We start from the raw sequence: 21,173 nt of genomic DNA on the forward strand, positions 1-21,173 counted from the left end.
TTAAGCGTTAGGTCGCCATGGCAGACCAAAACAAAGTAAAGGAGCTTTTCCATAGCACAGGCGAACTGCTTTACCGCTTGGAACTCAAGTGTGGTTTGCCGCACGGGCTAGAAGAAACCTGGGCTCAACCAGGCATCCTGACCCAACGCGCACACTTTCATGAGGGTCAGCTTCACGGAAGTTATGAAAGCTGGTGGAGCAACGGCAAGCCTAAGGAGCGCGGCGCATACGCAAGTGGGCGTAAGGTTGGTGTTTATTTCTGGTACGACACATCGGGCAACGTCTTGTCACAGCATGACTTTGGCGTAGCCTGACTACTCATCCACGCGCGCTGACGCGTACCGTTTAGCTCCAGCATTAGGCACCACATGAAGAATGTCGTGAACCTTGGTAACAATGCTCGTATCGCAGGCACCTGGAAACACTGCGATGGGTTCTCTGACACGGAGTTCACGTTCTCGATTGTAGGTGCGGAGTTGTCCGTTACGGCGATCGACGTCACTGACGGTGAATTGCCAGAGATTTACGATGTCAGCTGGAACGATGCAAAGTTGGAAGTCAGCTTTGCAGCTCTCTGGAGTAGCGGAAGATTGCTCAAATATCGGGTCTCCGTGGGTCCCAACAAAGACAGACTTCAGGCTACGATTTCTGCCGCCTGGCAAGAGTTGTGGGAGCGACAGTGAGGCCTGACAACTCATCCAAGCGGACATGTTGACGCGCGCCTCCTAAGTCAGTGATGTCCGGCGGGTTGAAGGCGCGCTGCTGCGATCGATCACCGGAGGTCGGAAATTTCCGATGTCCAGTGAGCGTGCCGGGATGCACACTCGACGCTGGCTGGCTCGGGACTGCTCGCAGGGGGCACCTCGGGCCGGCATGCAGGAGCACAAGCAGGATGGGCTGGATGCACGGTGTGGTGGTTGCACGGTAATTCCGTTGGGATTGTCGACTGACAGGAGGACGGCGTCATGGGCTTCATTGCGTGGATCGTGGTTGGTGCCATCGCCGGCTGGCTGGCCGGCGTACTGGTCAAGGGCGGCGGCTTCGGCCTGCTCGTGGATATCGTGGTGGGTATCGTCGGTGCCTTCATCGGCGGCTGGGTGTTCGGCCTGTTGGGCATCCATCTCGGCAGTGGCTGGATCGGCTCGATCATCACCGCCGTCATCGGTGCCGTGATCCTGTTGTGGGTGGTGCGGCTGATCAAACGAGCCTAGGTAGCAAACAAGCCCGGGTATCGAACGAGCCCGGGCATCCGTTATCGCAGTCACTCGTTGGCGACTGTGTGGATGGCACCAGTCGACACGCCCCGCCTGTCGGGGCGTTTCCTTTTGCGGTGAGCGTGTCGACTCCCCGTAAATCAGTGCCAAGCTAAATTAGAGGTTGCCGGGTCGTTCTGAAGTCGGAATTCGACGGGCGTGAGCCCGTCGAGGCTGTCGTGGGGAGTCTCGTTGTTGTAGTCGGCCAGCCACCGTTCCGCGTGCTCACGTACTTCGGTGAGCGTGCGGAAGATGTACATGTCGAGCACGCCACGGCGGAAGCTGCCGTTGAAACGCTCGATGAAGCCGTTTTGCATGGGCCTGCCGGGCTCGATGAAGTCCAGAGTGATGCCTTTGCGCTCGGCCCATTCGGCCAGCGCCAGTGCGATGAATTCCGGCCCGTTGTCCAGGCGAAGCTTGGCCGGATAGCCGCGCCAGGCCGCAATCCGCTCCAGCGTGCGGATGACACGCGTGGCGGGCAGGTTGAGGTCGACCTCGATGGCCAGTGCTTCGCGACTGAAGTCGTCAATCACGTTGAACGTCCGGAAGCGCCGCCCATCCCACAGGGCGTCGGACATGAAGTCGATCGACCAACTAGCGTTGATCTGCTCGCCAGCCACCAAGGGCATCGGATGCCGGTTCGGTACACGCTTCTTGCCGCGTCGGCGGCGATTGAGTTGCATCCGGCAATACACGCGCCACACCCTCTTGTGGTTCCACACCAGACCGCGGCGTCGAATCAGCTGAAACAGCTTGCCGAAGCCACGCTCTGGAAACCGTTCCGCCAGTTCAGCGAGCAGCGCAATCACTTCCTCGTCCCGATCCGGTCGGCGGCGGTAACGCGCCGTTGATCGCGACAAGCCCATCGCCGAACAAGCCCGGCGCTCGCTCCAGCCGTAGTGATTCATCAACCACGTCAGCAGCGGGCGCTTGTGCGCCGGGTCTACAACTTTTTTGCAATCAGATCCTTCAGCGCGTGGTTCTCCATCGCCAGCTCGGCATACATCCGCTTGAGCTTGGCGTGCTCCGCCTCGACGTCGCGCAGCCGCTGTATGTCGGACGCTTCCATCCCGCCATACTTGGACTTCCACACGTAGTACGTGGCGTCCGATATGCCCAACTCGCGGCACACATCTTTGACCTGCCGACCGCCTTCGACCTGCTTCAGCGTCGCGACGATCTGACTTTCGGTGAACTTGCTCTTGCGCATCTTCGGTCTCCTTGGGGCTAGTTTGCCCGGAGACCTCCAGTTATGCCTGGATCAAGATTACGGGGAGTCGACAAGCGCGCGTATCGATCCGTGTGGGGCAGCTACTGGCTGCGCGCTTGGCGTACCATGAAAAGTCGATCGCCCGGGCGATGCGTACGCGCGCCCGGGCCGCCACCCCTGCCGGAGGATTCCATGAAGCGTCGTCTTGCTATCGCCTGCCTGCCTGTTGCCCTGTCCGCGCTGATGGCGCCGGCGATCCACGCGGCCGCAGCGCCGATCCAGCTGCACGACTACCGTCAGCTGGTCCGCATGGGATCGCTGGAGTTCTCGCCCGATGGGCAGCAGCTGGCCTTTCTGACGGTCACTTCCGATTTCGCCCACGACCGCTACGACGCCAGCTTGCGCGTGATGGATGCGAAGGCCGGTGCCGTCTCGCGGGTGCTGGTCAGCGGCATGCAGGACCTGCACCAGCCGCGCTGGTCGCCGGACGGCCGAACGCTGGCGTTCATCGCCAAGGCCGGCGATGGCAAGGACGAGCTGTACAGCGTGCCTGCCCGTGGCGGCAAGCCGACCGAACTCGGCAAGGCGCCGAACGGCGTGCAGCAGTTTGCGTGGAGCCCGGACGGCCACACCATCGCCTATGTCACGCCGGACAATTCGCCGCTGTCGGCCAGCGATCGCGCCAGTCACCATGATCTTTTCACCATCCATGACGACGACTACCAGATCACCGCGCCGCCGGTCGCCTCGCATATCTGGCTGCTGTCGCTGGCCAGCGGCCAGGCGCGCCAGCTGACCCACGGCAGCACCAGCGTGCTGGAGAACCCACCGCCGTTCGGCGGTGGCGTCACCGCGCCGGCATGGACCGCGGACGGGCGCTGGATCGTCTATACCCGCCAGGTCGACGATCACGACAGCGATTCGGACCGGACCTCGATCGCCGCGGTGAACGTCGCCACCGGTGCTGAGCACCTGGTCACCGGTCGGACCAGCTACGAATATGCGCCGGTCACCGCGCCCAGGGGCGATACGCTGGCCTACCTGTATCCGCAGGGTCCGGGACCGATCAGCGACATGGACCTGCTGGTCGCTACGCCCACCGGCGGCAAGGCGCGCGATGTCAGTATCGACCTGGACCGCAACTTCTACCCGGGCTTCGCCTGGCTGCCCGATGCGCGTGGCCTGGTCGGCATCGCCGACGACCATGCCGGCAGCTCGCTGTATGTGCAGCCGCTGCACGGCAAGGGACATGCGCTGGCGATGGGCGGGCTCAACCCGCTGGCGGTGGCGGTGTCTTCGCAAGGCAAGCTGGCGGTGGTGGCGGACAACGCCACCACGGCGCCGGAGCTGTATCTGATGGACGGCCTGGGCAGTCGCCCGCAACGGCTGACCGCGATCAACCATGCCTTCGCCGCCTATGCCTATCCGCGCACCGTGGAAGTGCGCTGGAAAGCGCCGGACGGCCAGCCCGACGACGGCCTGCTGACCTATCCGAACGGTTATGTGGCCGGTCGGCACTACCCGTTGGTGGTGTACAGCCATGGTGGTCCGGAAGCGGCATCCTCGGCGGATTTCGATACCGGCGAGATCGGCCCGCTGCGCGACCTGTTCGCCGCCAAGGGTTTCGTGGTGTTCGAACCCAACTACCGCGGCAGCGACAACCTGGGCAGCGCGCACGAGCATGCGATCTATCGCGATCCGGGCAACGGGCCCGACAGCGACGTCATCTCGGGCATCACGATGCTCGAAAAGCAGGGCCTCGTGGATAGTTCTCGCATCGCCGCGGTGGGTCACTCCTACGGCGGCTACATGACGGCATGGCTGATCGGGCATCACCATTTCTGGCGTTGCGCGGTGGTGGCCGATGGTGCGCTGGACTGGACCGAGGAATACGAGCTGTCCGGCGAGGGCAATCTGGCCTGGACGCGCGATTCGCTGGGCGGCACTCCGTGGGACCCGAAGAGTGCGGCGCTGTACCGCAGCGGTTCGCCGATCACCTACGCCGGGCAGATCACCACGCCCACGCTGATCCTGTCCGGCACCGCCGACACCACGGTGCCGATCACCGAGTCGTTCGCGCTGTACCACGCGCTGAGCAGCCGCCACGTGCCGGTGGAGTTCATCGGCCTTCCCGGTGGCCACCACTCGCCGCAGGACCCGGTGCACCGCGAGCTGTACTACGGCGCGATCGAGAAGTGGGTAGTGGCGAAGATGCAGGGCAAGGCGGGCTGAGGCCCGCGTCGCCGCACTTCGAATCGCTCAGAGCGGGGTGAGGTTGGCGTAGGCGGCGACCAGCCATTTGCTGCCGGCCTCGGCGAAGTTCACCTGCAGGCGCGCATGTGCACCGCTGCCTTCGGCGGCGGTGACCACGCCCTCGCCGAAGCTGGGATGGTTGACCCGCTGTCCCAGCTTCACCGGCGGCTCCTCCTGCCATGACGATGTGCCGCCGGTGGAGCCGCGTCCGCTGTACAGCGGACGGCTGACCTGCACCCGTGGGCGCACCTCGTCGACCAGTTCGGCGGGTATTTCGCCGAGGAAGCGCGACGGCCGCGACAGCATTTCGGTGCCGTGCATGCGGCGCGATTCGGCATAGCTCAGCACCAGCCGCGCACGGGCACGGGTAATGCCGACGTAGGCAAGCCGCCGTTCCTCTTCCAGCCGGCCCTCGTCTTCCACCGAGCGCTGGCTGGGGAACAGGCCTTCTTCCAGGCCGACCAGGAACACCAGCGGAAACTCCAGGCCCTTGGCCGAGTGCAGAGTCATCAGCTGCACGCAGTCGTCCCAGGCTTCGCCCTGGCCTTCGCCCGCTTCCAGTGCGGCATGCGAGAGGAACGCGGACAGCTCGTCGAGACCGGCTTCCAGGTCCTCGGCAGTGGGCTCGAAGCGGCTGGCCACGTTGACCAGTTCGTCGAGGTTTTCCACTCGTGCGTCGCCGTTGCCGCGGGTGTCGCGCTCGTGGATGTCGCGCAGGCCGGTGTGGTTGACGACATGGTCGATCTGCTCGGCCAGGGACAGGCGGGCCGACGCATCGTCCGATGCGGCCCCGAAGTCCCGTGCCATTTGCTCGATCAGCGCCAGGAACGCCTTCACCGCGTTCTTCGCCCGGCCGGCCAGTTCGCCGGCGCCGGCGAGCTCGCCCAGCACGGCCTCCCACATCGAGGTGTTGTCGCTGCGGGCGCGCCGGCGCAGCACGTCCAGGGTACGGTCGCCGATGCCGCGTGGCGGCGTGTTCACCGCGCGCTCGAAGGCTGCGTCGTCGTGGCGGTTGGCGACCAGCCGCAGGTACGCCAGGGCATCCTTGATCTCGGCGCGCTCGAAGAAGCGCTGACCGCCATAGACGCGGTACTTGATGCCGTGCTGGCTGAGCTGTTCCTCGAAATTGCGTGATTGCGCGTTGGAGCGGTAGAGGATGGCGCAGTCGCGTGCATCGCCCTGTTCGCGGACGTATTCGCGGATGCGCTCGACCACGAAACGAGCTTCGTCCTGCTCGTTGTAGGCCGCGTACAGCGCGATGCGCTCGCCGTCGTCGCCGGCGGTCCACAGGTCCTTGCCGAGGCGTCCGCCATTGCGTGCGATCACGCTGTTGGCAGCCTTCAGAATGGTAGCGGTGGAGCGGTAGTTCTGCTCCAGCTTGATCGTCCTGGCGCCGGGGAAGTCCTTCAGGAACTGCTGCATGTTCTCCACCCGCGCGCCACGCCAGCCGTAGATCGACTGGTCGTCGTCGCCGACCGCGAAGACCGTGCCGCTGGCGCCGGCCAGCACGCGCACCCAGGCGTATTGCAGCGCGTTGGTGTCCTGGAACTCGTCGATCAGCAGATGTCGCCAGCGCTGCTGGTAATGCTCCAGCACGGCGGGATGCTTCAGCCACAGCTCGTGGGCGCGCAGCAGCAGCTCGGCGAAGTCGACCAGGCCGGCGCGCCGGCAGGCGTCTTCGTAGGCGCGGTAGATCTGCACAAGCGTGCGGGTGACCGGGTGGTCGCGGTGCTCGATGGCGTCGGGGCGCTTGCCCTCGTCCTTCCAGCCGTTGATGGTCCAGGTGGCCTGACGCGGGGGAAAGCGGGACTCGTCCAGTCCCAGTCCGGCCACCACCCGCTTGACCAGCCGTTGCTGGTCGTCGGCGTCCAGGATCTGGAAGCCCTCCGGCAGACCCGCCTCATGCCAGTGCCGGCGCAGCAGGCGGTGCGCGATGCCGTGGAAGGTGCCCACGGTCAGCCCCTGGGTGTGGCCGGGGATCAGCGAGTCCAGCCGCGCGCGCATTTCGCCGGCGGCCTTGTTGGTGAAGGTGACGGCGAGGATCGCCCACGGCGGTATGTGCTCGACCTGGGTGAGCCAGCCGATGCGGCGGGTCAGTACGCTGGTCTTGCCGGAGCCGGCGCCAGCGAGGACGAGGTAGTGGCCGGGCGGGGCGCAGACGGCTTCGCGCTGCGCGTCGTTGAGCGTGTCGATCAGGTGCGAGACATCCATTGCACCGATTGTAGCCGGGCCCGATGCGGAACCGCCGCCGCTGCGGCGGTTCCGGGGCGGCGATGCGACCGGATCAGTGCTTCTTCAGAATGCCGCCGAGGGTCAGCACGATCCCGGCCACGATGCCGGCGATGCCGGCCCAGTGCGGGATGGCCTTGTCGTGGGTGGCGGTGAGCTTGGCCGAGCCGATCTGTACCAGGGTGTCGGTCTGCTGATAGCTGCCGTGGCCCAGCACGACCCAGAGGCCGGCCGCCAGCAGGACGAGGCCGACGATGATCAGTCCAGCGCGCATGCAGTGCTCCTACGGATGGGTGTGGCCCCGAAGTATGCAGGCTGTCGCTGTGTACGCACAGTCACGCAGCTTTGCCGGCGCAGTGTCATCGCCGATTCGCGGACAAAAAAAGCCCCGAGGACTTAGGGGGTAGTCCTCGGGGCCGGGGAACGGAACCCAGGGGAGAGGTCCGTTCCGGATGGCTACTCAGCAATGCGAGAGCCCGGCGGATGCCGTTGCGTGCATCCGAAGGATTGGAACGTGCGGATGGAGGAAAGTTGCAGATCACCGCCACGGATTTGGCCACCGTTCAGCGTTACAAAATCCTAACCATTGGGCCGGGTCTTCCCGTGTCGGCCGGTCAGTGCGCCTCGTCCCAGTTGGCGCCCACGCCTACCTCGACCAGCAGTGGGACGGCCAGCTGTGCGGCGCCCTGCATGTGCTCGCGCACCGCCTCGCGCACTGTTTCCAGTGCGTCTGTGCGGACCTCGAACACCAGTTCGTCGTGCACCTGCATCAGCATGTGGGCATCGTCGCGCGGCTTCAGCCAGGCATCCACGGCGATCATCGCGCGCTTGATGATGTCGGCGGCGGTGCCCTGCATCGGCGCATTCACCGCCGCGCGCTCGGCACCGGCGCGCAGGGCCTGGTTGCGGGCATTCAAGTTGTCCAGGTAGAGCCGCCGGCCGAACAGGGTTTCCACGTAGCCGTCGCGGTGCGCCTGCGCGCGGGTGGCCTCCATGAAGGCGTGCACGCCGGGGTAGCGGGCGAAGTAGCGGGCCATGTAGTCGCTGGCTTCGCCGCGGTCCACGCCGAGCTGGCGGGCCAGCCCGAACGCGCTCATGCCGTACATCAGGCCGAAGTTGATCGCCTTGGCGGCCCGGCGCTGGTTCGGTGTGACTTCTTCCGGCGTGACGCCGAAGACTTCGGCGGCGGTGGCACGGTGCACGTCGCCGCCCTCATGGAAGGCCTTGAGCAGGCCTTCGTCGCCGGACAGGTGCGCCATGATGCGCAGCTCGATCTGCGAATAGTCGGCTGCCATCACCAGCCAGCCCTCGGGGGCGATGAAGGCCTGGCGGATGCGCCGGCCCTCCTCGGTCCGCACCGGGATGTTCTGCAGGTTCGGGTCGGACGATGAAATGCGCCCGGTGGCCACCGCACCCTGGTGGTAGCTGGTGTGCACGCGGCCGGTGCGCGGGTTGACGATGTCGGCCAGCTTGTCGGTGTAGGTCGAGCGCAGCTTGGCCAGCCCGCGGTAGTCGAGGATCAGCCTTGGCAGCGGGTGGTCGTCGGCGATCGCCTCCAGCGCCTCCTCGTTGGTCGAGGGTTGGCCCTTGGGCGTCTTCAGCTTGGCCGGCAGGCCCAGTTCGTCGAACAGGATCGCCTGTAGCTGCTTGGGCGAGTCGAGGTTGAATTCATGGCCGGCTTCGACGTGGGCCTGCTGCTGCAGTTCGAGCATGCGCTTGCCGAGCTGCTGGCTCTGCCGCCGTAGCTCGGACACGTCGATCAGCACACCGCGCTGTTCCATTTGGGCCAGCACCGGCACCAGCGGAATCTCGATGTCCTCATACACCTTGCGCAGGCTGGGCACGCTTTCCAGCTTCGGCCACAGCGCGTGGTGCAAGCGCAGGGTGACGTCGGCGTCCTCGGCGGCGTAGCGGCAGGCGGTGTCCAGGTCGACCTGCGAGAACGGGATCTGCTTCGCGCCCTTGCCGGCCACCTGTTCGTACTTCACCGTTTCGTAGCCGAGATACTTCTGCGCAAGCGAATCCATGTCGTGGCGCGTAGCGGTGGCGTTCCACACGTAGGATTCCAGCATGCTGTCGTGCCGCAGTCCCTGCACGACGATGTCGTAGTGCGACAGGATGTTCATGTCGTACTTCGCATGCTGTCCGAGCTTGGGACAGTCGGGATCTTCCAGCACCGGTTTCAGCGCGGCCAGGACGGCGGCGCGGTCGAGCTGCGCGGGCGCGCCGGGGTAGTCGTGCGCCAGCGGGATATAGCAGGCCCGCCCCGGTTCCACCGACAGGCTGAGTCCGACGATGTCGGCGCGCATCGGGTCGAGCCCGGTGGTCTCGGTGTCGAAGGCGATCAGCGGTGCGGAGCGCAGCGTGTCCAGCCATGCATCGAGCTGCGGCTGGCTGGTGACCAGTTCGTAGCTGCCGGGGGCGGACAGGCTGGCGTCGACGGCTGGCGCGGCGGTTGCCGTGGTCGTGCTGTCGTTCGATGCGGAGAGGGCGCTCGCGGCCGGCCCGTTGCCGCTGGAACCACCATCCAGATCCTTCAGCGCAGCCTTGAAATCGTAACGTTCGTACAGCGTGCGCAGCGCGGCGGTGTCGGCGTCGCGCAGCGCGAGGTCAGCGGGGCCCAGGTCCAGCGGCACGTCGGTCTTGATGGTGACCAGGGCGCGTGACAGCGGCAGTTGCGGCAGCGCTTCGCGCAGGTACTCGCCGATCTTGCCGCCGATCTTGTCGGCATGCGCCATCACGCCGTCCAGCGTGTCGTATTCGGCCAGCCACTTGGCGGCGGTCTTGGGGCCGCATTTGTGCACGCCCGGCACGTTGTCGATGTTGTCGCCGGTCAGCGCGAGGAAGTCGATGATGCGCTCCGGCGGCACGCCGAATTTTTCCTGCACCGCGGCGCCGTCCATGGTGGTGCTGGTCATCGTGTTGATCAGGCTGACCCCGGGGCGCACCAGCTGCGCCATGTCCTTGTCGCCGGTGGATATCTCCACCTCGATGCCCTGGGCGTTGGCCTGCAGTGCCAGGGTGCCGATCACGTCGTCCGCCTCCACCCCCGGTTCGCGCAGGATCGGAAAGCCCAGCGCCGCCACGATCGCCAGCATCGGCTCGACCTGTGCGCGCAGGTCGTCCGGCATTGGCGGGCGGTTGGCCTTGTACTGGTCGTACATGGCATCGCGGAAGGTGGGGCCGGAGGCGTCGCTGACGAAGGCGACGTAGTCGGGCCTTGCCTTCAGCGTGGCACGCAGCATGTTGACCACGCCGAACAGCGCGCCGGTGGGCTCGCCCTGGGCGTTGGTCAGCGGGGGCAGCGCGTGGAAGGCACGATAGAGATACGACGAACCGTCGATGAGAATGAGCTTGGCCATGGTCTCATTCTCGCATGGCCGGATTCACGGGACGGTGCAGCCGGCGCTGGTATGCTGACATTCCTTTCCGAGGTCGTCGCCATGAAGCCTGTCGCCTGTCTGTTCGCTCTAGCCGCTTTCGCCGCCCTGCCGGCCTTCGCCCAGTCGACGTCCACCACCAAGCCGACGTTCAGCCCGGCGCCGCCGCCGCCCGGCATGAACGATCCCGGCGTCGATCCCACGCCGGTCGCGTCATCGCCGGCGCCGGCCAAGCCGATGACCTCGCCGGCCGAGCCCACCCCCAGCAGCTATCCGAGCAAGCCGATTCCGATGCCCAGGATGCCCGGCCAGACCAAGGCGTCCGATGCCAATCTGCCGCCGCCGCCGGATATCGACGTGAAGCAGCAGGGCGACAACACGGTGGAGGAGTACCGCCAGAACGGTCGCGTCTACATGGTCGTGGTACGCCCCAAGCATGGCATCCCGCAGACCTACATGGTCGATCCGCAGGGGCGCCTGCATGCGCAGAACGGTGCGCCGCCGGTGCAGCCGGTGATGTACACGATCCTCAAGTGGGGCAAGAGCAAGCCCGCCGAGGCATCGTCCTCGGACGGCAACTGAGGCGGCCCGCGTGCGCAGCGGCTGGTTGCTGTTTGCCCTCGGTTCGGCCTTCTTCGCCGCGCTGACAGCTTTGTTCGGCAAGCTGGGCGTGGCGGGCATGAACGCCAACCTGGCCACCTTCATTCGCACCATCGTGATCCTCGTGGTGGTGGCGGCGATCGTCAGCCTGCGCGGCGACTGGGCCAAGCCCGATGCGGTGCCGTGGCACAACTGGCTGTTCCTGGTGCTGTCGGGAGTCGCCACCGGCCTGTCGTGGCTGTGCTACTACCGTGCGCTGCAGCTGGGTCCGGTCAGCAAGGTGGCGCCGATCGACAAGCTGAGCGTGGCGCTGGTCATCGCGTTCGGCCTGGTTTTCCTGGGCGAGCGGCCCAGCGTACCGGTGCTGGTCGGCGGCGGGCTGATCCTGGCCGGAGCCATGGTGATCGCGCTGTTCTGACGCGTCAGCGGCGCGTATCCAGTGCCGCGTAATGCCGGAAAATACCGTTTTCGTTGAACGCAATGCGCCGTGGTGAAGCCAGGTAGGCAGCGATGCGTGGACGTTCCGACACGCGCCGGGCCAGTGCATGCAGTTGCGGCAACTGTGGTTGCAGCCTCTGCATGACGCGCGGGAAGGCGTAGTGCAGGCCGGTAACCAGCTGGAACAACGACAGGTCCACGTACGAATGCTGCGCCAGAGCATGCTGGCCATCGCCACGCGCCAGCACGCCTTCGAAGTAACCGAGGAACTTCGGCAGGCGTAGACGGCGAAAATCCGCTGCGCGTTGCCGGGCGGCCTCGAGCTGGTCCTGGTAGTAGAGGCTGGCAGCGATCGGATGGTGGGTGTCGTGGATCTCGACGACCAGGTCGCTGATGGTCAGCTGCAGTTGCTGTGCCTGCAGCCGGGCGGTGGCGCCTTCGGGCAGCAGGCCCAGACGGGGACCGAGCCAGGCTAAGATCAGTGCCGTCTGCGCCAGCACGGTACGACCGGCCTTGAGGAAGGGCGGGGCGAAAGGCGGCAGGCCGCTATATTCGCCCTGAAACCACGGCATGATCGCTTCGTCGCCGCGTTCGCGTGCGACATCCAGGTAATCGGCGCCGGCGTCTTCCAGTGCCAGTCGCACGAATTCGCCGCGCCCCTGGATGCCGGGCCAGTAATAGAGTTCGTAGCGCATGCTTTCGCCTTCCAATCGATCGCCGACAGGCTAGGGCGGTGGCATTCAACGTGGCGTGAGCGTGTGCCGCGGGTGCCCGGAGCTGTTATGCCGCGGCAACGGCGAAGCGATAGGACACCGGTTTGCGCTTATACGGAAATCGTATCAACAGGCACGACAAAAACGATTTGATTAATCCGTGCGCGGACGCTGCAATGTAAGCCCGTGTGTTTCAGCCATCCGTGTGAATGGCATCCGTCCCATGTCGTTGCGTCGCTTCCTGCCCGATCCGTTCATCGGCGCCCTGTTGACCACCGTCGCACTGGCCAGCGTGCTGCCCTGCCATGGCTTGGCAGCGAGGGCGTTCGGCGCACTGACCGACGTGGCAATCGCGCTGCTGTTCTTCCTGCATGGCGCGAAGCTGTCGCGTTCCGCCGCGCTGGCCGGACTGACCCACTGGCGTCTGCACATGTGCGTGCTGGCCAGCACGTTCGTGCTTTTTCCGCTGTTCGGGCTGGTGCTGAAGCCGCTACTGCAACCACTGGTGACGCCGGACATCTATCTCGGTGTGCTGTTCCTGTGCTGTGTGCCGTCGACGGTGCAGTCGTCGATCGCGTTCACGTCGATCGCGCGCGGCAATGTGTCGGCCGCGGTGTGTGCGGCCTCGGCGTCGAGCCTGCTCGGCATCTTCATCACGCCCCTGCTGGTGGGGCTGATGCTGGAGGCACACGGGCAGGGCGGTTTCTCGTGGGATGCGGTGGGCGACATCGTGCTGCAGCTGTTGGTGCCGTTCGTGGCCGGACAGGTGGCGCAGCGCTGGATCGGCGGCTGGGTGCAGCGGCACCGCACCCTGGTCGGTCTGGTCGATCGGGGCTCGATCCTGCTGGTGGTCTATACCGCGTTCAGTGCCGCGGTGCTGGAAGGCCTGTGGCAGTCCACGCCGCTGCCGGTGCTGGGTGGCCTGCTGCTGGTCGATGCGGTATTGCTGGCGTTGGCGCTGCTGGTCACGCGCTACGGCGCACGCGCGCTGGGCTTCCGGCGCGAAGACGAAATCACCATCGTGTTCTGCGGCTCGAAGAAGAGTCTGGCCAGTGGCATTCCGATGGCCAAGGTGTTGTTCGCCGGACCGGCAATCGGGGCGATCGTGCTGCCGCTGATGCTGTTCCATCAGATCCAGCTGATGGTCTGTGCCGTGCTGGCCAGGCGCTATGCCCGCGATGGGCAGCTGCCGACAGCGACCACCGTGGGCAACGAGGCGGGCTGATGGCGCAGGGTCAGGCGCGGGCCAGCACGGCCACATGCACGTCGCTGCGCCACGCGAAGCCCAGGCTCTCGTAGAGACGTATCGCCGCCGTGTTGTCGCGCCAGGCATGCAGGAAGGCGGTGTCGCCGCGTGTGGCAATCCCGGCGGCGACATGCTGCGACAGGCGTCGTGCCAGGCCGCGCCCGCGGAAATCCGGATGGGTGCAGACGCCGCTGACCTCGGTCCAGCCGGGGAAGCGGAAACGCTCGCCCGCCATGGCGGCGAGGCGGCCATCGATGCGGATGCCGGTGAACTGGCCCATGCGATGCGTGTGCGCCAGAAACGGGCCGGGCTGGGTGAGTCGTGCCAGTGCCAGCATCTCGGAGGCATCGGTGTCGCCCAGCAGCACCATGCCGGACGTGTCTGCTGCGGGCGCGAGCGGGGCAGTGGCCACCATCTGCACGCCCCAGGCTTGCTTCGTCGCAACCAGTGCAGGCGGTATCGCGATGGCCGGCACCTGCAGCTGGTACACCTGCTGGCCGGGATCGACCAGGGCGGCCAGCGCAGCCAACGCCTCGGTGCTGTCGTCGCATGCCGAGGCAAACAGATTGACGTCGCTGGCGTAGCGTCGGGCCAGCGCGTTGCCCAGCGACAGCGCATGGTGCGCGGTCGTCAGGCTGGACCAGACGGGTCGGTCGAGCGGATGCATGCGACGGTCCGGCGGACGCGCTGGCTCAGTGGCGGAAGTGGCGCATGCCGGTGAACACCATCGCCATGCCGTGCTCGTCGGCCGCGGCGATGACTTCCGCGTCGCGCATCGAGCCACCCGGCTGGATCACCGCGCTGATGCCGGCGGCGGCCGCGGCATCGATACCGTCGCGGAACGGGAAGAAGGCGTCGGACGCCATTACCGAACCACGTACTTCCAGCTTCTCGTCGGCCGCCTTGATACCGGCGATCTTCGCGCTGTACACGCGGCTCATCTGGCCGGCGCCGATGCCGATGGTCTGGCGGTTCTTCGCGTAGACGATGGCGTTGGACTTGACGAACTTGGCCACCTTCCAGGCGAAGATCAGGTCATCGATCTGCTGCGGCGTCGGCGCGACCTTGGTGACCACCTTGAGGTCGGCGGCCTGCACCATGCCGGTATCGGCGGTCTGGATCAGCAGGCCCGAGCCGACGCGCTTGGAGTTGTTGCCCGGGTGTGCGGCGACCAGGTCGGTGCCCGGCGGTACCGGGATCTCCAGCACGCGCACGTTGCCTTTCTTGGCGAAGGCCTTCAGCGCGTCGTCGCTGTAGGACGGAGCCAGCACCACTTCGACGAACTGGCGCGCCACGATGGCGGCGGCAGTGGTGCCGTCGCACTCGCGGTTGAACGCGATGATGCCGCCGAAGGCCGAGGTTGGATCGGTCTGGTGGGCCAGGTCGTAGGCCTTGCCGATGCCGTCCAGGCTCACCGCCACGCCGCACGGGTTGGCGTGCTTGACGATCACGCAGGCCGGTTTGCTGAAGCTGCGCACGCATTCCCACGCGGCGTCGGCGTCGGCGATGTTGTTGAACGACAGCTCCTTGCCCTGCAGCTGCTTGAACGTGGCCAGCGTGCCGGCGGCGGGATACAGGTCGCGATAGAAGGCGGCGCTCTGGTGCGGGTTCTCGCCGTAGCGCAGGTCCATCAGCTTGATGAAACGGCTGTTGACCTGGGCCGGGAACGCATCGTGACCGCTGATTGCCGTGTGCGATTCGTCGAGCTGCACGCCGGAGAGAAAGTCGCTGATCGCACCGTCGTAGTTGGCCACGTTGTTGAACGCTGCGACCGACAGCTTGAAGCGGGTGGCGCGGCTCAGGCCGCCCTGCTGTTCGATCTCTGCGATCGCCTCGCCGTACTGTGCCGGATCGGTGAGCACGCCGACGTCGTTCCAGTTCTTGGCCGCCGAACGCAGCATGGCCGGGCCGCCGATATCGATGTTCTCGATGGCGTCTTCCAGCGTGCAGTCGGGCTTGGCCACTGTCGCTTCGAACGGGTACAGGTTGAGCACCAGCAGGTCGATCGGCGCGATGCCGAGTTCGGCCATCACCGCATCGTCGGTACCGCGACGGCCGAGCAGGGCGCCGTGCACTTTCGGGTGCAGCGTCTTGACCCGGCCGTCCATGATTTCGGGGAAGCCGGTGACGTCGCTGACGTCCTTCACGGCAATGCCGGCTTCGCGCAGGGCGCGTGCGGTGCCGCCGGTGGAGAGCAGTTCCACACCCGCCTTTTCAAGGCGCTGGCCGAGTTCGATCAGTCCGTTCTTGTCCGAGACGCTGAGCAGCGCACGGCGGATGGGCGTGACGGCGGGAGTGGTCATGGCAGGCTTCCGGAGCGGGAAAGCCGCACATTATAGCCGGATCGGCACCCGGGCGCCCTGGCGTTTGGATGGCTAAATGCAGAAGGGTTACAGCAGGCCGTGCGCAGTGAGCTTCTTGCGCAGGGTGGCGCGGTTGATGCCGAGCGCGGCGGCGGCACGGCTCTGGTTGCCGTCGTGGAACGCCAATACTTCGCGCAGCAGGGGTCCCTCGACCTCGCGGATCACCAGGGCATGCAGGCCCTCGCCGAAGTCCGCGTCACCGATATCGCTCAGGTAGCGTTGCACGGTGCGGCTGACGCATTCGCTCAGCGCGCTCTGCGTCGAGGCTTCCCTGTTCGCCCCGTTGGCAGGCAGTCTGACGGCGTTCACGGACATGTCCCCTCACGAGCTCACGCAACGGCTGCATCGGCCGTCGCCTTGGTTATGGTTTTGCCGTGCATGACGGCGGATAGGCTCCGCGCCTGACAAGCGCGCGGGTCGTTGAGTGTACCCGTGCGTGACGACAAATTTAAGTGCGGCGTAAGCGAAAAACGGATGTTGCCTATTCGAAATCAAGCGAAAAGGTCACCGCGCGCTTGCCCGGGTCGTCCACTTCGAACACCAGCGCGGTGGTGGCGTCCGGTCCCAGGCCGCGCCGTTGCGCGGCGGGATCGCCCAGGTATTCGGACGGTCCCAGGCGGCGCATGGCGATGGCCTTGCCATTGAGGTCGTAGAGGGTGATGCCGACGACCGGCCAGGGCTGCGCGAAGTCCGCGTCGTTGCGCACGGTCGCGCTGATGAGCAGTGCGTCGGGCACGGTCGGGTGGGTCTGCACGTCGCGTGCGAGCAATTGCAGCTTGCTGGCATCGCGGACCAGCGGCAGCCTGCAGTCGAGTACGGTGCAGGTCGAACGCAGCCAGTGGCCGGTCACCGGATTGGCGATCAGCACGTCGCGGCAGGCCCAGCCAAGCTGGGCCGCCAGCAGCAGCGTCAACACCAGGCAGGTCAGTACCCATGGCCAGTGCCGGGGCCCCGGCTCGCGGCTGCGCGCGAAGCGCGGCGTGACGACGAGCTGCGCGAATTCGTCCAGTTCCGCGAGCGGTTCGGCGAGGGACGGCTCCGGTTCGTCCTGGTGCGGCCGGTACACGGCGAGGTCCAGCTGCGGCGGCGTGAACGCCGGCTCGTTGGCAGGCAGTTCCTGGAAGGGTTCGGGTGGAAGCTGTTCGGTCAGCGTGGCCAGGCTGTCGAAGCCGGCGCTGCAATGTCCGCACATGACATAGCCGTGCGCCTGCGCAAGCGTGTGCGCATCCAGCGAAAACACGGAGAGACATTCAGGGCATTGCGTGTACATGCAGAGCTTGTCGACCGAACCGCGGCAAGCTTAGCAGGAGCAGACGATGCGACTGTGCGCGCGGCGTCGTGCCGGAAGACTCCGGCGGGCGCTGGTGACATGATGAGGGGCTGGACGAATGCGCCCGGACAAGGGTACTCAGCCGCGCCGGCGACCGCTGATGCGGACCCAGTCCTCGCGCGTATCCACCTTCAGTTCGTCGAACCATGCGGCGTAGCGCTGCAGCAGTTCGTCCTGCTGGCTGTCCAGGATGCCGGAGATCGCGAACGGTGCGCCGGCTTTCGCGGCGGCGGCGAAGGTCGGGGCGAGCTCGCCCAGCGGCCCGGCCAGGATGTTGGCGACGAATACCTCGGCCGGTTCCACTACATGGTCTTCGGGCAGGAACAGGGTGAGCCTGCCGGCCACACCGTTGCGTTCGGCGTTGTCGGCGGATGCGGTCAGGGCCTGCGGATCGTTGTCCACGCCCACGGCGCGGTCGGCGCCGAGCTTGAGTGCGGCGATGGCGAGGATGCCGGAACCGCAGCCGTAGTCGATCACCGACTTGCCGGTCAGCTCGAGGCTGTCCAGCCATTCCAGGCACAGTGCCGTGGTCGGATGCGTGCCGCTGCCGAAAGCGAGGCCGGGATCGAGGCGCACCACCACCGCGTCATCATCGGCCGGCGGCTCGATGTTCCAGGGGTAGATCCACAGGCGCCGACCGAACGACATCGGTTTGAACTGGTCCATCCAGGCACGTTCCCAGTCCTCGTCGGCGACCTCCTGCAGGCCGAGCTGGTCGGGCTCCAGCCAGGGCAGCAGTTCGCCGAGTGTCTCCATCAGCCCGCGACGATCGATGTCGGCATCGAACAGCGCACTGAGCGTGATCGTCGGCCACAGCGGCAGTTCGCCCACGCCCGGCTCGAAGATCGCCTGCTCGTCGGGCGTTTCGGCGTCGGCGTCGCGAAGCGTGATCGACAGCGCGCCGATATCGTCCAGCGCCTCTTCGGTACGGGGCTGTTGTTCGGCGCGGACGGTCAGGGTGAGTTCGAGAAAGGGCATGGAGCGCTAGGTGAGGAAAAAGAAGTGAGGAGTGGGAGGAAGGCGGTTGGTTTCGGGATGGAGCGCGGGGCGGTCGATTACATGAGCGGGCCGTTAGCGCGGGCCCTCGCTCACTCCTCGCTTCGCTTCCCTCGCGCCTCCGCTACGCCTACTCGCCGCTGTGCTTGTGTTCCTTCTGCTCGGCCATGCGCTTTTCCAGGTAATGGATGTTCTGGCCACCCTGCTGGAAGCCTACGTCGGCCATGATGCGCTGCTGCAGCGGGATATTGCACTTCACGCCTTCGATCACCGTCTCGGCCAGTGCCAGGCGCATGCGCGCTATCGCGGTGGCGCGGTCCGGTCCGTACACGATCAGCTTGCCGATCATCGAGTCGTAGTTCGGCGGGATGCGGTAGCCGTCGTACAGGTGGGTGTCCACGCGCACGCCGGGGCCGCCCGGCGGCTCGAAACGCTTCACCGTGCCGGGGCAGGGCAGGAAGGTGTCCGGGTCCTCGGCGTTGATGCGGCACTCGATGGCGTGACCGTTGATGCGGACGTCTTCCTGCCGGATCGATAGCTTTTCGCCGCCGGCGATCAGCAGCTGTTCGCGGACCAGGTCGATGCCGGTGATGAACTCGGTCACCGGGTGCTCGACCTGGATGCGCGTGTTCATCTCGATGAAGTAGAAGCGGCCGTTCTCGAACAGGAACTCGAATGTGCCGGCGCCGCGGTAACCGATGCGCAGGCAGGCCTCGACGCAGACCTTGCCGATCTGGGCGCGTAGTTCCGGCGTGATGCCGGGCGCGGGCGCTTCCTCGACCACCTTCTGGTGACGTCGCTGCATCGAGCAGTCGCGTTCGCCAAGGTGGATCGCGTTGCCCTGGCCGTCGGCCAGCACCTGGATTTCCACGTGACGCGGGTTCTCCAGGAATTTTTCCATGTAGACCACGTCGTTGCCGAAGGCCGCCTTGGCCTCCTGCTTGGTCATCACGATGGAGTTGCCCAGGTGCGCCTCGGTGCGCACCACGCGCATGCCGCGGCCACCGCCACCGCCGGCGGCCTTGATGATCACCGGGTAGCCGATCTCGCGCGCGATGCGCAGGTTTTCCTCGATGTCTTCGCCCAGCGGTCCGCCGGAGCCGGGGACGCAGGGCACGCCGGCGGCCTTCATCGCCTTGATCGCCTCGACCTTGTCGCCCATCAGGCGGATCACGTCGGCGGTGGGGCCGATGAAGATGAAGCCGGACTCTTCCACCTGCTCGGCGAAGTCGGCGCGCTCGGACAGGAAGCCGTAGCCGGGGTGGATCGCGTTGGCGTCGGTGATCTCGGCTGCGGCGATGATGCGCGGGATGTTCAGGTAGCTGTCGGCCGACGGGCCCGGGCCGATGCAGATCGACTCGTCGGCAAGGCCCACGTGCTTGAGGTTGCGGTCTGCGGTGGAGTGCACCGCCACGGTCTTGATACCCAGACTGTGACAGGCGCGCAGCACCCGCAGGGCGATTTCGCCGCGGTTGGCGATGAGGACTTTCTCGAGCTTGGGCATGGTCAGGCGATCACGAACATGGGCTCGTCGAATTCCACCGGCTGGCCGTTCTCGACCAGGATGGCCTGCACGGTACCGGAGACGTCGGCCTCGATCTGGTTGAACATCTTCATCGCTTCGATGATGCCCAGCGTTTCACCCTGTTTGACCTGCTGGCCGACCTTGACGAAGGCGGCTGCGCCGGGGGTGGCCGAGCCGTAGAAAGTGCCGACCATCGGCGCCTTCACCACGTGGCCGGCCGGCAGTGCGTCGGCGGCGGCCTCGGTAACGGGGGCTGCGGCAGGAGCGGCAGCCGGCGCGACTGGTGCGGCGGCCACGGCGACCGGCGCCGGGGCGGCCATCGTCACGCCACCCTTGGGCACGCGCGACAGGCGAACCACTTCCTCGCCTTCCTTGATTTCCAGTTCGGCGAGGTTCGATTCCTCGAGCAGGTCGATGAGTTTCTTGATCTTGCGCAAATCCATCGGATCGGCCTTCTTGTTGAGTCACGGATGCCGCCGCAGCGGCTGGAAAGGTAATGTCAGGCGGACAGGCGGCGCAGGGCCGCGTCCAGGGCCAGCAGATAACTGTCGCTGCCGAAGCCGCATACCACGCCGACGGCGAGGTCGGACAGGTGGGAGTGATGCCGGAACGGCTCGCGTGCGAACACGTTGGAAAGGTGCACTTCGATGAACGGGATCGCCACGCCGGCCAGTGCGTCGCGCAGTGCGATGCTGGTATGCGTCAGGGCGCCGGCGTTGCACAGGATCATCGCGACCTGCTCGTCGCGCGCCTGGTGCACGCGGCCGATCAGCTCATGCTCGGCGTTGGACTGGAACCACAGCAGTTCATGGCCCGACGCCTGTGCGTGCTCGGCGAGCCGCGCATTGATGTCGGCGAGTGTGTCGCGGCCGTAGATATCCGGCTCGCGCACGCCCAGCAGATTGAGGTTGGGTCCGTGCAGGACCAGGAGCTTCGCCACGCGATAACCTTGAAGCGGCGCCCAGGACTCGGGAACGCGCGCAGTGTGCTCGCACTTGTGTGTATTGTCCAGTTCGATGGAGTTCGGCGATGTTTGAAGGAGAACTGCACGTTAAAACGTGCGGCGACGTATGTTGAGCCGTTTCCTTCAGTGCGTGTCGCGCGCCGGCGACAGCCATGCGTGCAACTGCGTGGCGTCCAGCGGGCCGCGATGGATGGCCAGAACGCGACCGTCGGCGCCCAGCAGCACACTGTACGGCAGGACCCTGTCCGTGTCGCCGAAGCGCAGCGAGGTACTGGGCGAGGCGAGCTGACCGATCAGCACCGGATAGTTCACCGGGTGGGCGGCCAGGAACGCGCGCACGCGGCCCGGGTCGTCCATCGCGATGCCGATGATGCGTGCGCCCTGCCTGCCCTGGCTGGACTGCGCTTTCGTCAGTGCCGCCATCTCGTCGAGGCAGGGGCCGCACCAGGTGGCCCAGAAGTTAATCAGTACGCGGTGGCCGCGGAAGTCCGACAGACGGTGTCCATGACCGGCTGTGTCCAGCAGTGCCATGTCGGGTGCCTGCTCGCCGATCGCGGTCACATGGACGCCGGCCGGCACACGCGCCAGCCGGCTTTCGTGCTGGAGCCAGGCGCCCGCGGCGGCGGCCAGTGCAGCGAGGGCGAGGATCAGCCAGGTCGAGCGGGTGAACATC

Annotated in this window: 21 protein-coding genes; 7 read left to right on the forward strand and 14 right to left on the reverse strand. The window is 66.2% G+C overall.

Annotation, left to right across the window (positions count from 1 at the left end):
* The first annotated feature begins 17 nt into the window (after positions 1-17).
* The 3 genes from RA164_RS02105 (at position 18) to RA164_RS02115 (ending at position 1,211) form a co-directional block, all read left to right on the forward strand.
* Positions 18-314 (forward strand): toxin-antitoxin system YwqK family antitoxin, encoded by a 297-nt coding sequence (locus RA164_RS02105; RefSeq protein WP_329742334.1) that lies wholly within the window; start codon positions 18-20, stop codon positions 312-314.
* A gap of 54 nt (positions 315-368) precedes the next feature.
* Entirely contained in the window at positions 369-683 is a 315-nt protein-coding gene (locus RA164_RS02110) for a hypothetical protein (protein ID WP_329742335.1), read from the forward strand.
* 282 nt (positions 684-965) lie between these two features.
* A complete protein-coding gene (locus tag RA164_RS02115; protein ID WP_329742336.1) occupies positions 966-1,211 on the forward strand; it encodes a GlsB/YeaQ/YmgE family stress response membrane protein in 246 nt (81 codons plus the stop codon).
* Positions 1,212-1,354: 143 nt separating this feature from the next.
* Here the strand turns inward: RA164_RS02115 and RA164_RS02120 are convergent.
* Positions 1,355-2,463 (reverse strand): IS3 family transposase gene (locus tag RA164_RS02120; RefSeq protein WP_329741600.1). Its coding sequence is split into 2 segments (ribosomal slippage): positions 1,355-2,202 and positions 2,202-2,463, totalling 1,110 coding nucleotides; the frame shifts between segments, so codons are not numbered across the junction.
* 192 nt (positions 2,464-2,655) lie between these two features.
* Here RA164_RS02120 and RA164_RS02125 point away from each other — a divergent pair.
* Positions 2,656-4,695 (forward strand): S9 family peptidase, encoded by a 2,040-nt coding sequence (locus RA164_RS02125; RefSeq protein ID WP_329742337.1) that lies wholly within the window; start codon positions 2,656-2,658, stop codon positions 4,693-4,695.
* A 27-nt stretch (positions 4,696-4,722) separates the two neighbouring features.
* Here RA164_RS02125 and uvrD read toward each other — a convergent pair whose 3' ends face one another.
* The 3 genes from uvrD to polA all read right to left on the reverse strand — a co-directional run bounded on the left by uvrD (position 4,723) and on the right by polA (position 10,307).
* On the reverse strand, positions 4,723-6,927 hold the full coding sequence (uvrD, locus tag RA164_RS02130; RefSeq protein WP_329742338.1) for a DNA helicase II: 2,205 nt from the start codon (positions 6,925-6,927) through the stop codon (positions 4,723-4,725).
* A gap of 73 nt (positions 6,928-7,000) precedes the next feature.
* Positions 7,001-7,219: a hypothetical protein gene (locus RA164_RS02135; RefSeq protein ID WP_329742339.1), complete on the reverse strand. Its 219-nt coding sequence runs from the start codon at positions 7,217-7,219 to the stop codon at positions 7,001-7,003.
* Positions 7,220-7,559: 340 nt separating this feature from the next.
* The gene (polA, locus tag RA164_RS02140) at positions 7,560-10,307 is read right to left on the reverse strand and encodes a DNA polymerase I (RefSeq protein WP_329742340.1); all 2,748 of its coding nucleotides are present in this window, start codon (positions 10,305-10,307) and stop codon (positions 7,560-7,562) included.
* A gap of 81 nt (positions 10,308-10,388) precedes the next feature.
* Between polA and RA164_RS02145 the strand changes: the two genes are divergently transcribed.
* Together RA164_RS02145 and RA164_RS02150 are read left to right on the forward strand one after the other, a co-directional pair.
* On the forward strand, positions 10,389-10,907 hold the full coding sequence (locus tag RA164_RS02145; RefSeq protein WP_329742341.1) for a DUF2782 domain-containing protein: 519 nt from the start codon (positions 10,389-10,391) through the stop codon (positions 10,905-10,907).
* A 10-nt stretch (positions 10,908-10,917) separates the two neighbouring features.
* Positions 10,918-11,343 (forward strand): EamA family transporter, encoded by a 426-nt coding sequence (locus RA164_RS02150; RefSeq protein WP_329742342.1) that lies wholly within the window; start codon positions 10,918-10,920, stop codon positions 11,341-11,343.
* 4 nt (positions 11,344-11,347) lie between these two features.
* Here the strand turns inward: RA164_RS02150 and RA164_RS02155 are convergent, their stop codons facing one another.
* Positions 11,348-12,058, reverse strand: coding sequence for a glutathione S-transferase (locus RA164_RS02155; protein ID WP_329742343.1), 711 nt, complete (start codon positions 12,056-12,058; stop codon positions 11,348-11,350).
* A 241-nt stretch (positions 12,059-12,299) separates the two neighbouring features.
* On the opposite strand from RA164_RS02155, the gene RA164_RS02160 reads away from it, so the two are divergent.
* On the forward strand, positions 12,300-13,301 hold the full coding sequence (locus RA164_RS02160) for a bile acid:sodium symporter family protein (protein WP_329742344.1): 1,002 nt from the start codon (positions 12,300-12,302) through the stop codon (positions 13,299-13,301).
* Positions 13,302-13,311: 10 nt separating this feature from the next.
* On the opposite strand, the gene RA164_RS02165 is transcribed toward RA164_RS02160, so the two are convergent.
* From RA164_RS02165 to RA164_RS02205, 9 genes are all read right to left on the reverse strand, one after another.
* Positions 13,312-13,989, reverse strand: a complete 678-nt coding sequence (locus RA164_RS02165; RefSeq protein ID WP_329742345.1) for a GNAT family N-acetyltransferase — start codon at positions 13,987-13,989, stop codon at positions 13,312-13,314.
* 25 nt (positions 13,990-14,014) lie between these two features.
* Positions 14,015-15,625, reverse strand: coding sequence for a bifunctional phosphoribosylaminoimidazolecarboxamide formyltransferase/IMP cyclohydrolase (purH, locus tag RA164_RS02170; RefSeq protein ID WP_329742346.1), 1,611 nt, complete (start codon positions 15,623-15,625; stop codon positions 14,015-14,017).
* An 87-nt stretch (positions 15,626-15,712) separates the two neighbouring features.
* Entirely contained in the window at positions 15,713-16,000 is a 288-nt protein-coding gene (locus tag RA164_RS02175; protein WP_329742347.1) for a helix-turn-helix domain-containing protein, read from the reverse strand.
* Positions 16,001-16,166: 166 nt separating this feature from the next.
* Positions 16,167-16,925 (reverse strand): DUF3426 domain-containing protein, encoded by a 759-nt coding sequence (locus RA164_RS02180; protein WP_412731058.1) that lies wholly within the window; start codon positions 16,923-16,925, stop codon positions 16,167-16,169.
* Positions 16,926-17,093: 168 nt separating this feature from the next.
* On the reverse strand, positions 17,094-17,993 hold the full coding sequence (gene prmA / locus RA164_RS02185; protein WP_329742349.1) for a 50S ribosomal protein L11 methyltransferase: 900 nt from the start codon (positions 17,991-17,993) through the stop codon (positions 17,094-17,096).
* A gap of 148 nt (positions 17,994-18,141) precedes the next feature.
* Positions 18,142-19,515 (reverse strand): acetyl-CoA carboxylase biotin carboxylase subunit, encoded by a 1,374-nt coding sequence (accC, locus tag RA164_RS02190; protein ID WP_329742350.1) that lies wholly within the window; start codon positions 19,513-19,515, stop codon positions 18,142-18,144.
* Between the two features lie 2 nt (positions 19,516-19,517).
* Positions 19,518-19,979: an acetyl-CoA carboxylase biotin carboxyl carrier protein gene (accB, locus tag RA164_RS02195; RefSeq protein ID WP_329742351.1), complete on the reverse strand. Its 462-nt coding sequence runs from the start codon at positions 19,977-19,979 to the stop codon at positions 19,518-19,520.
* Positions 19,980-20,035: 56 nt separating this feature from the next.
* A complete protein-coding gene (gene aroQ / locus RA164_RS02200) occupies positions 20,036-20,476 on the reverse strand; it encodes a type II 3-dehydroquinate dehydratase (protein WP_329742352.1) in 441 nt (146 codons plus the stop codon).
* A gap of 147 nt (positions 20,477-20,623) precedes the next feature.
* The gene (locus RA164_RS02205) at positions 20,624-21,172 is read right to left on the reverse strand and encodes a TlpA family protein disulfide reductase (RefSeq protein ID WP_329742353.1); all 549 of its coding nucleotides are present in this window, start codon (positions 21,170-21,172) and stop codon (positions 20,624-20,626) included.
* Between the last annotated feature and the right edge of the window lies 1 nt (position 21,173).

The organism is Dyella sp. A6 (assembly GCF_036320485.1).
Taxonomy (GTDB): Bacteria; Pseudomonadota; Gammaproteobacteria; order Xanthomonadales; family Rhodanobacteraceae; genus Rhodanobacter_A; species Rhodanobacter_A aluminiiresistens.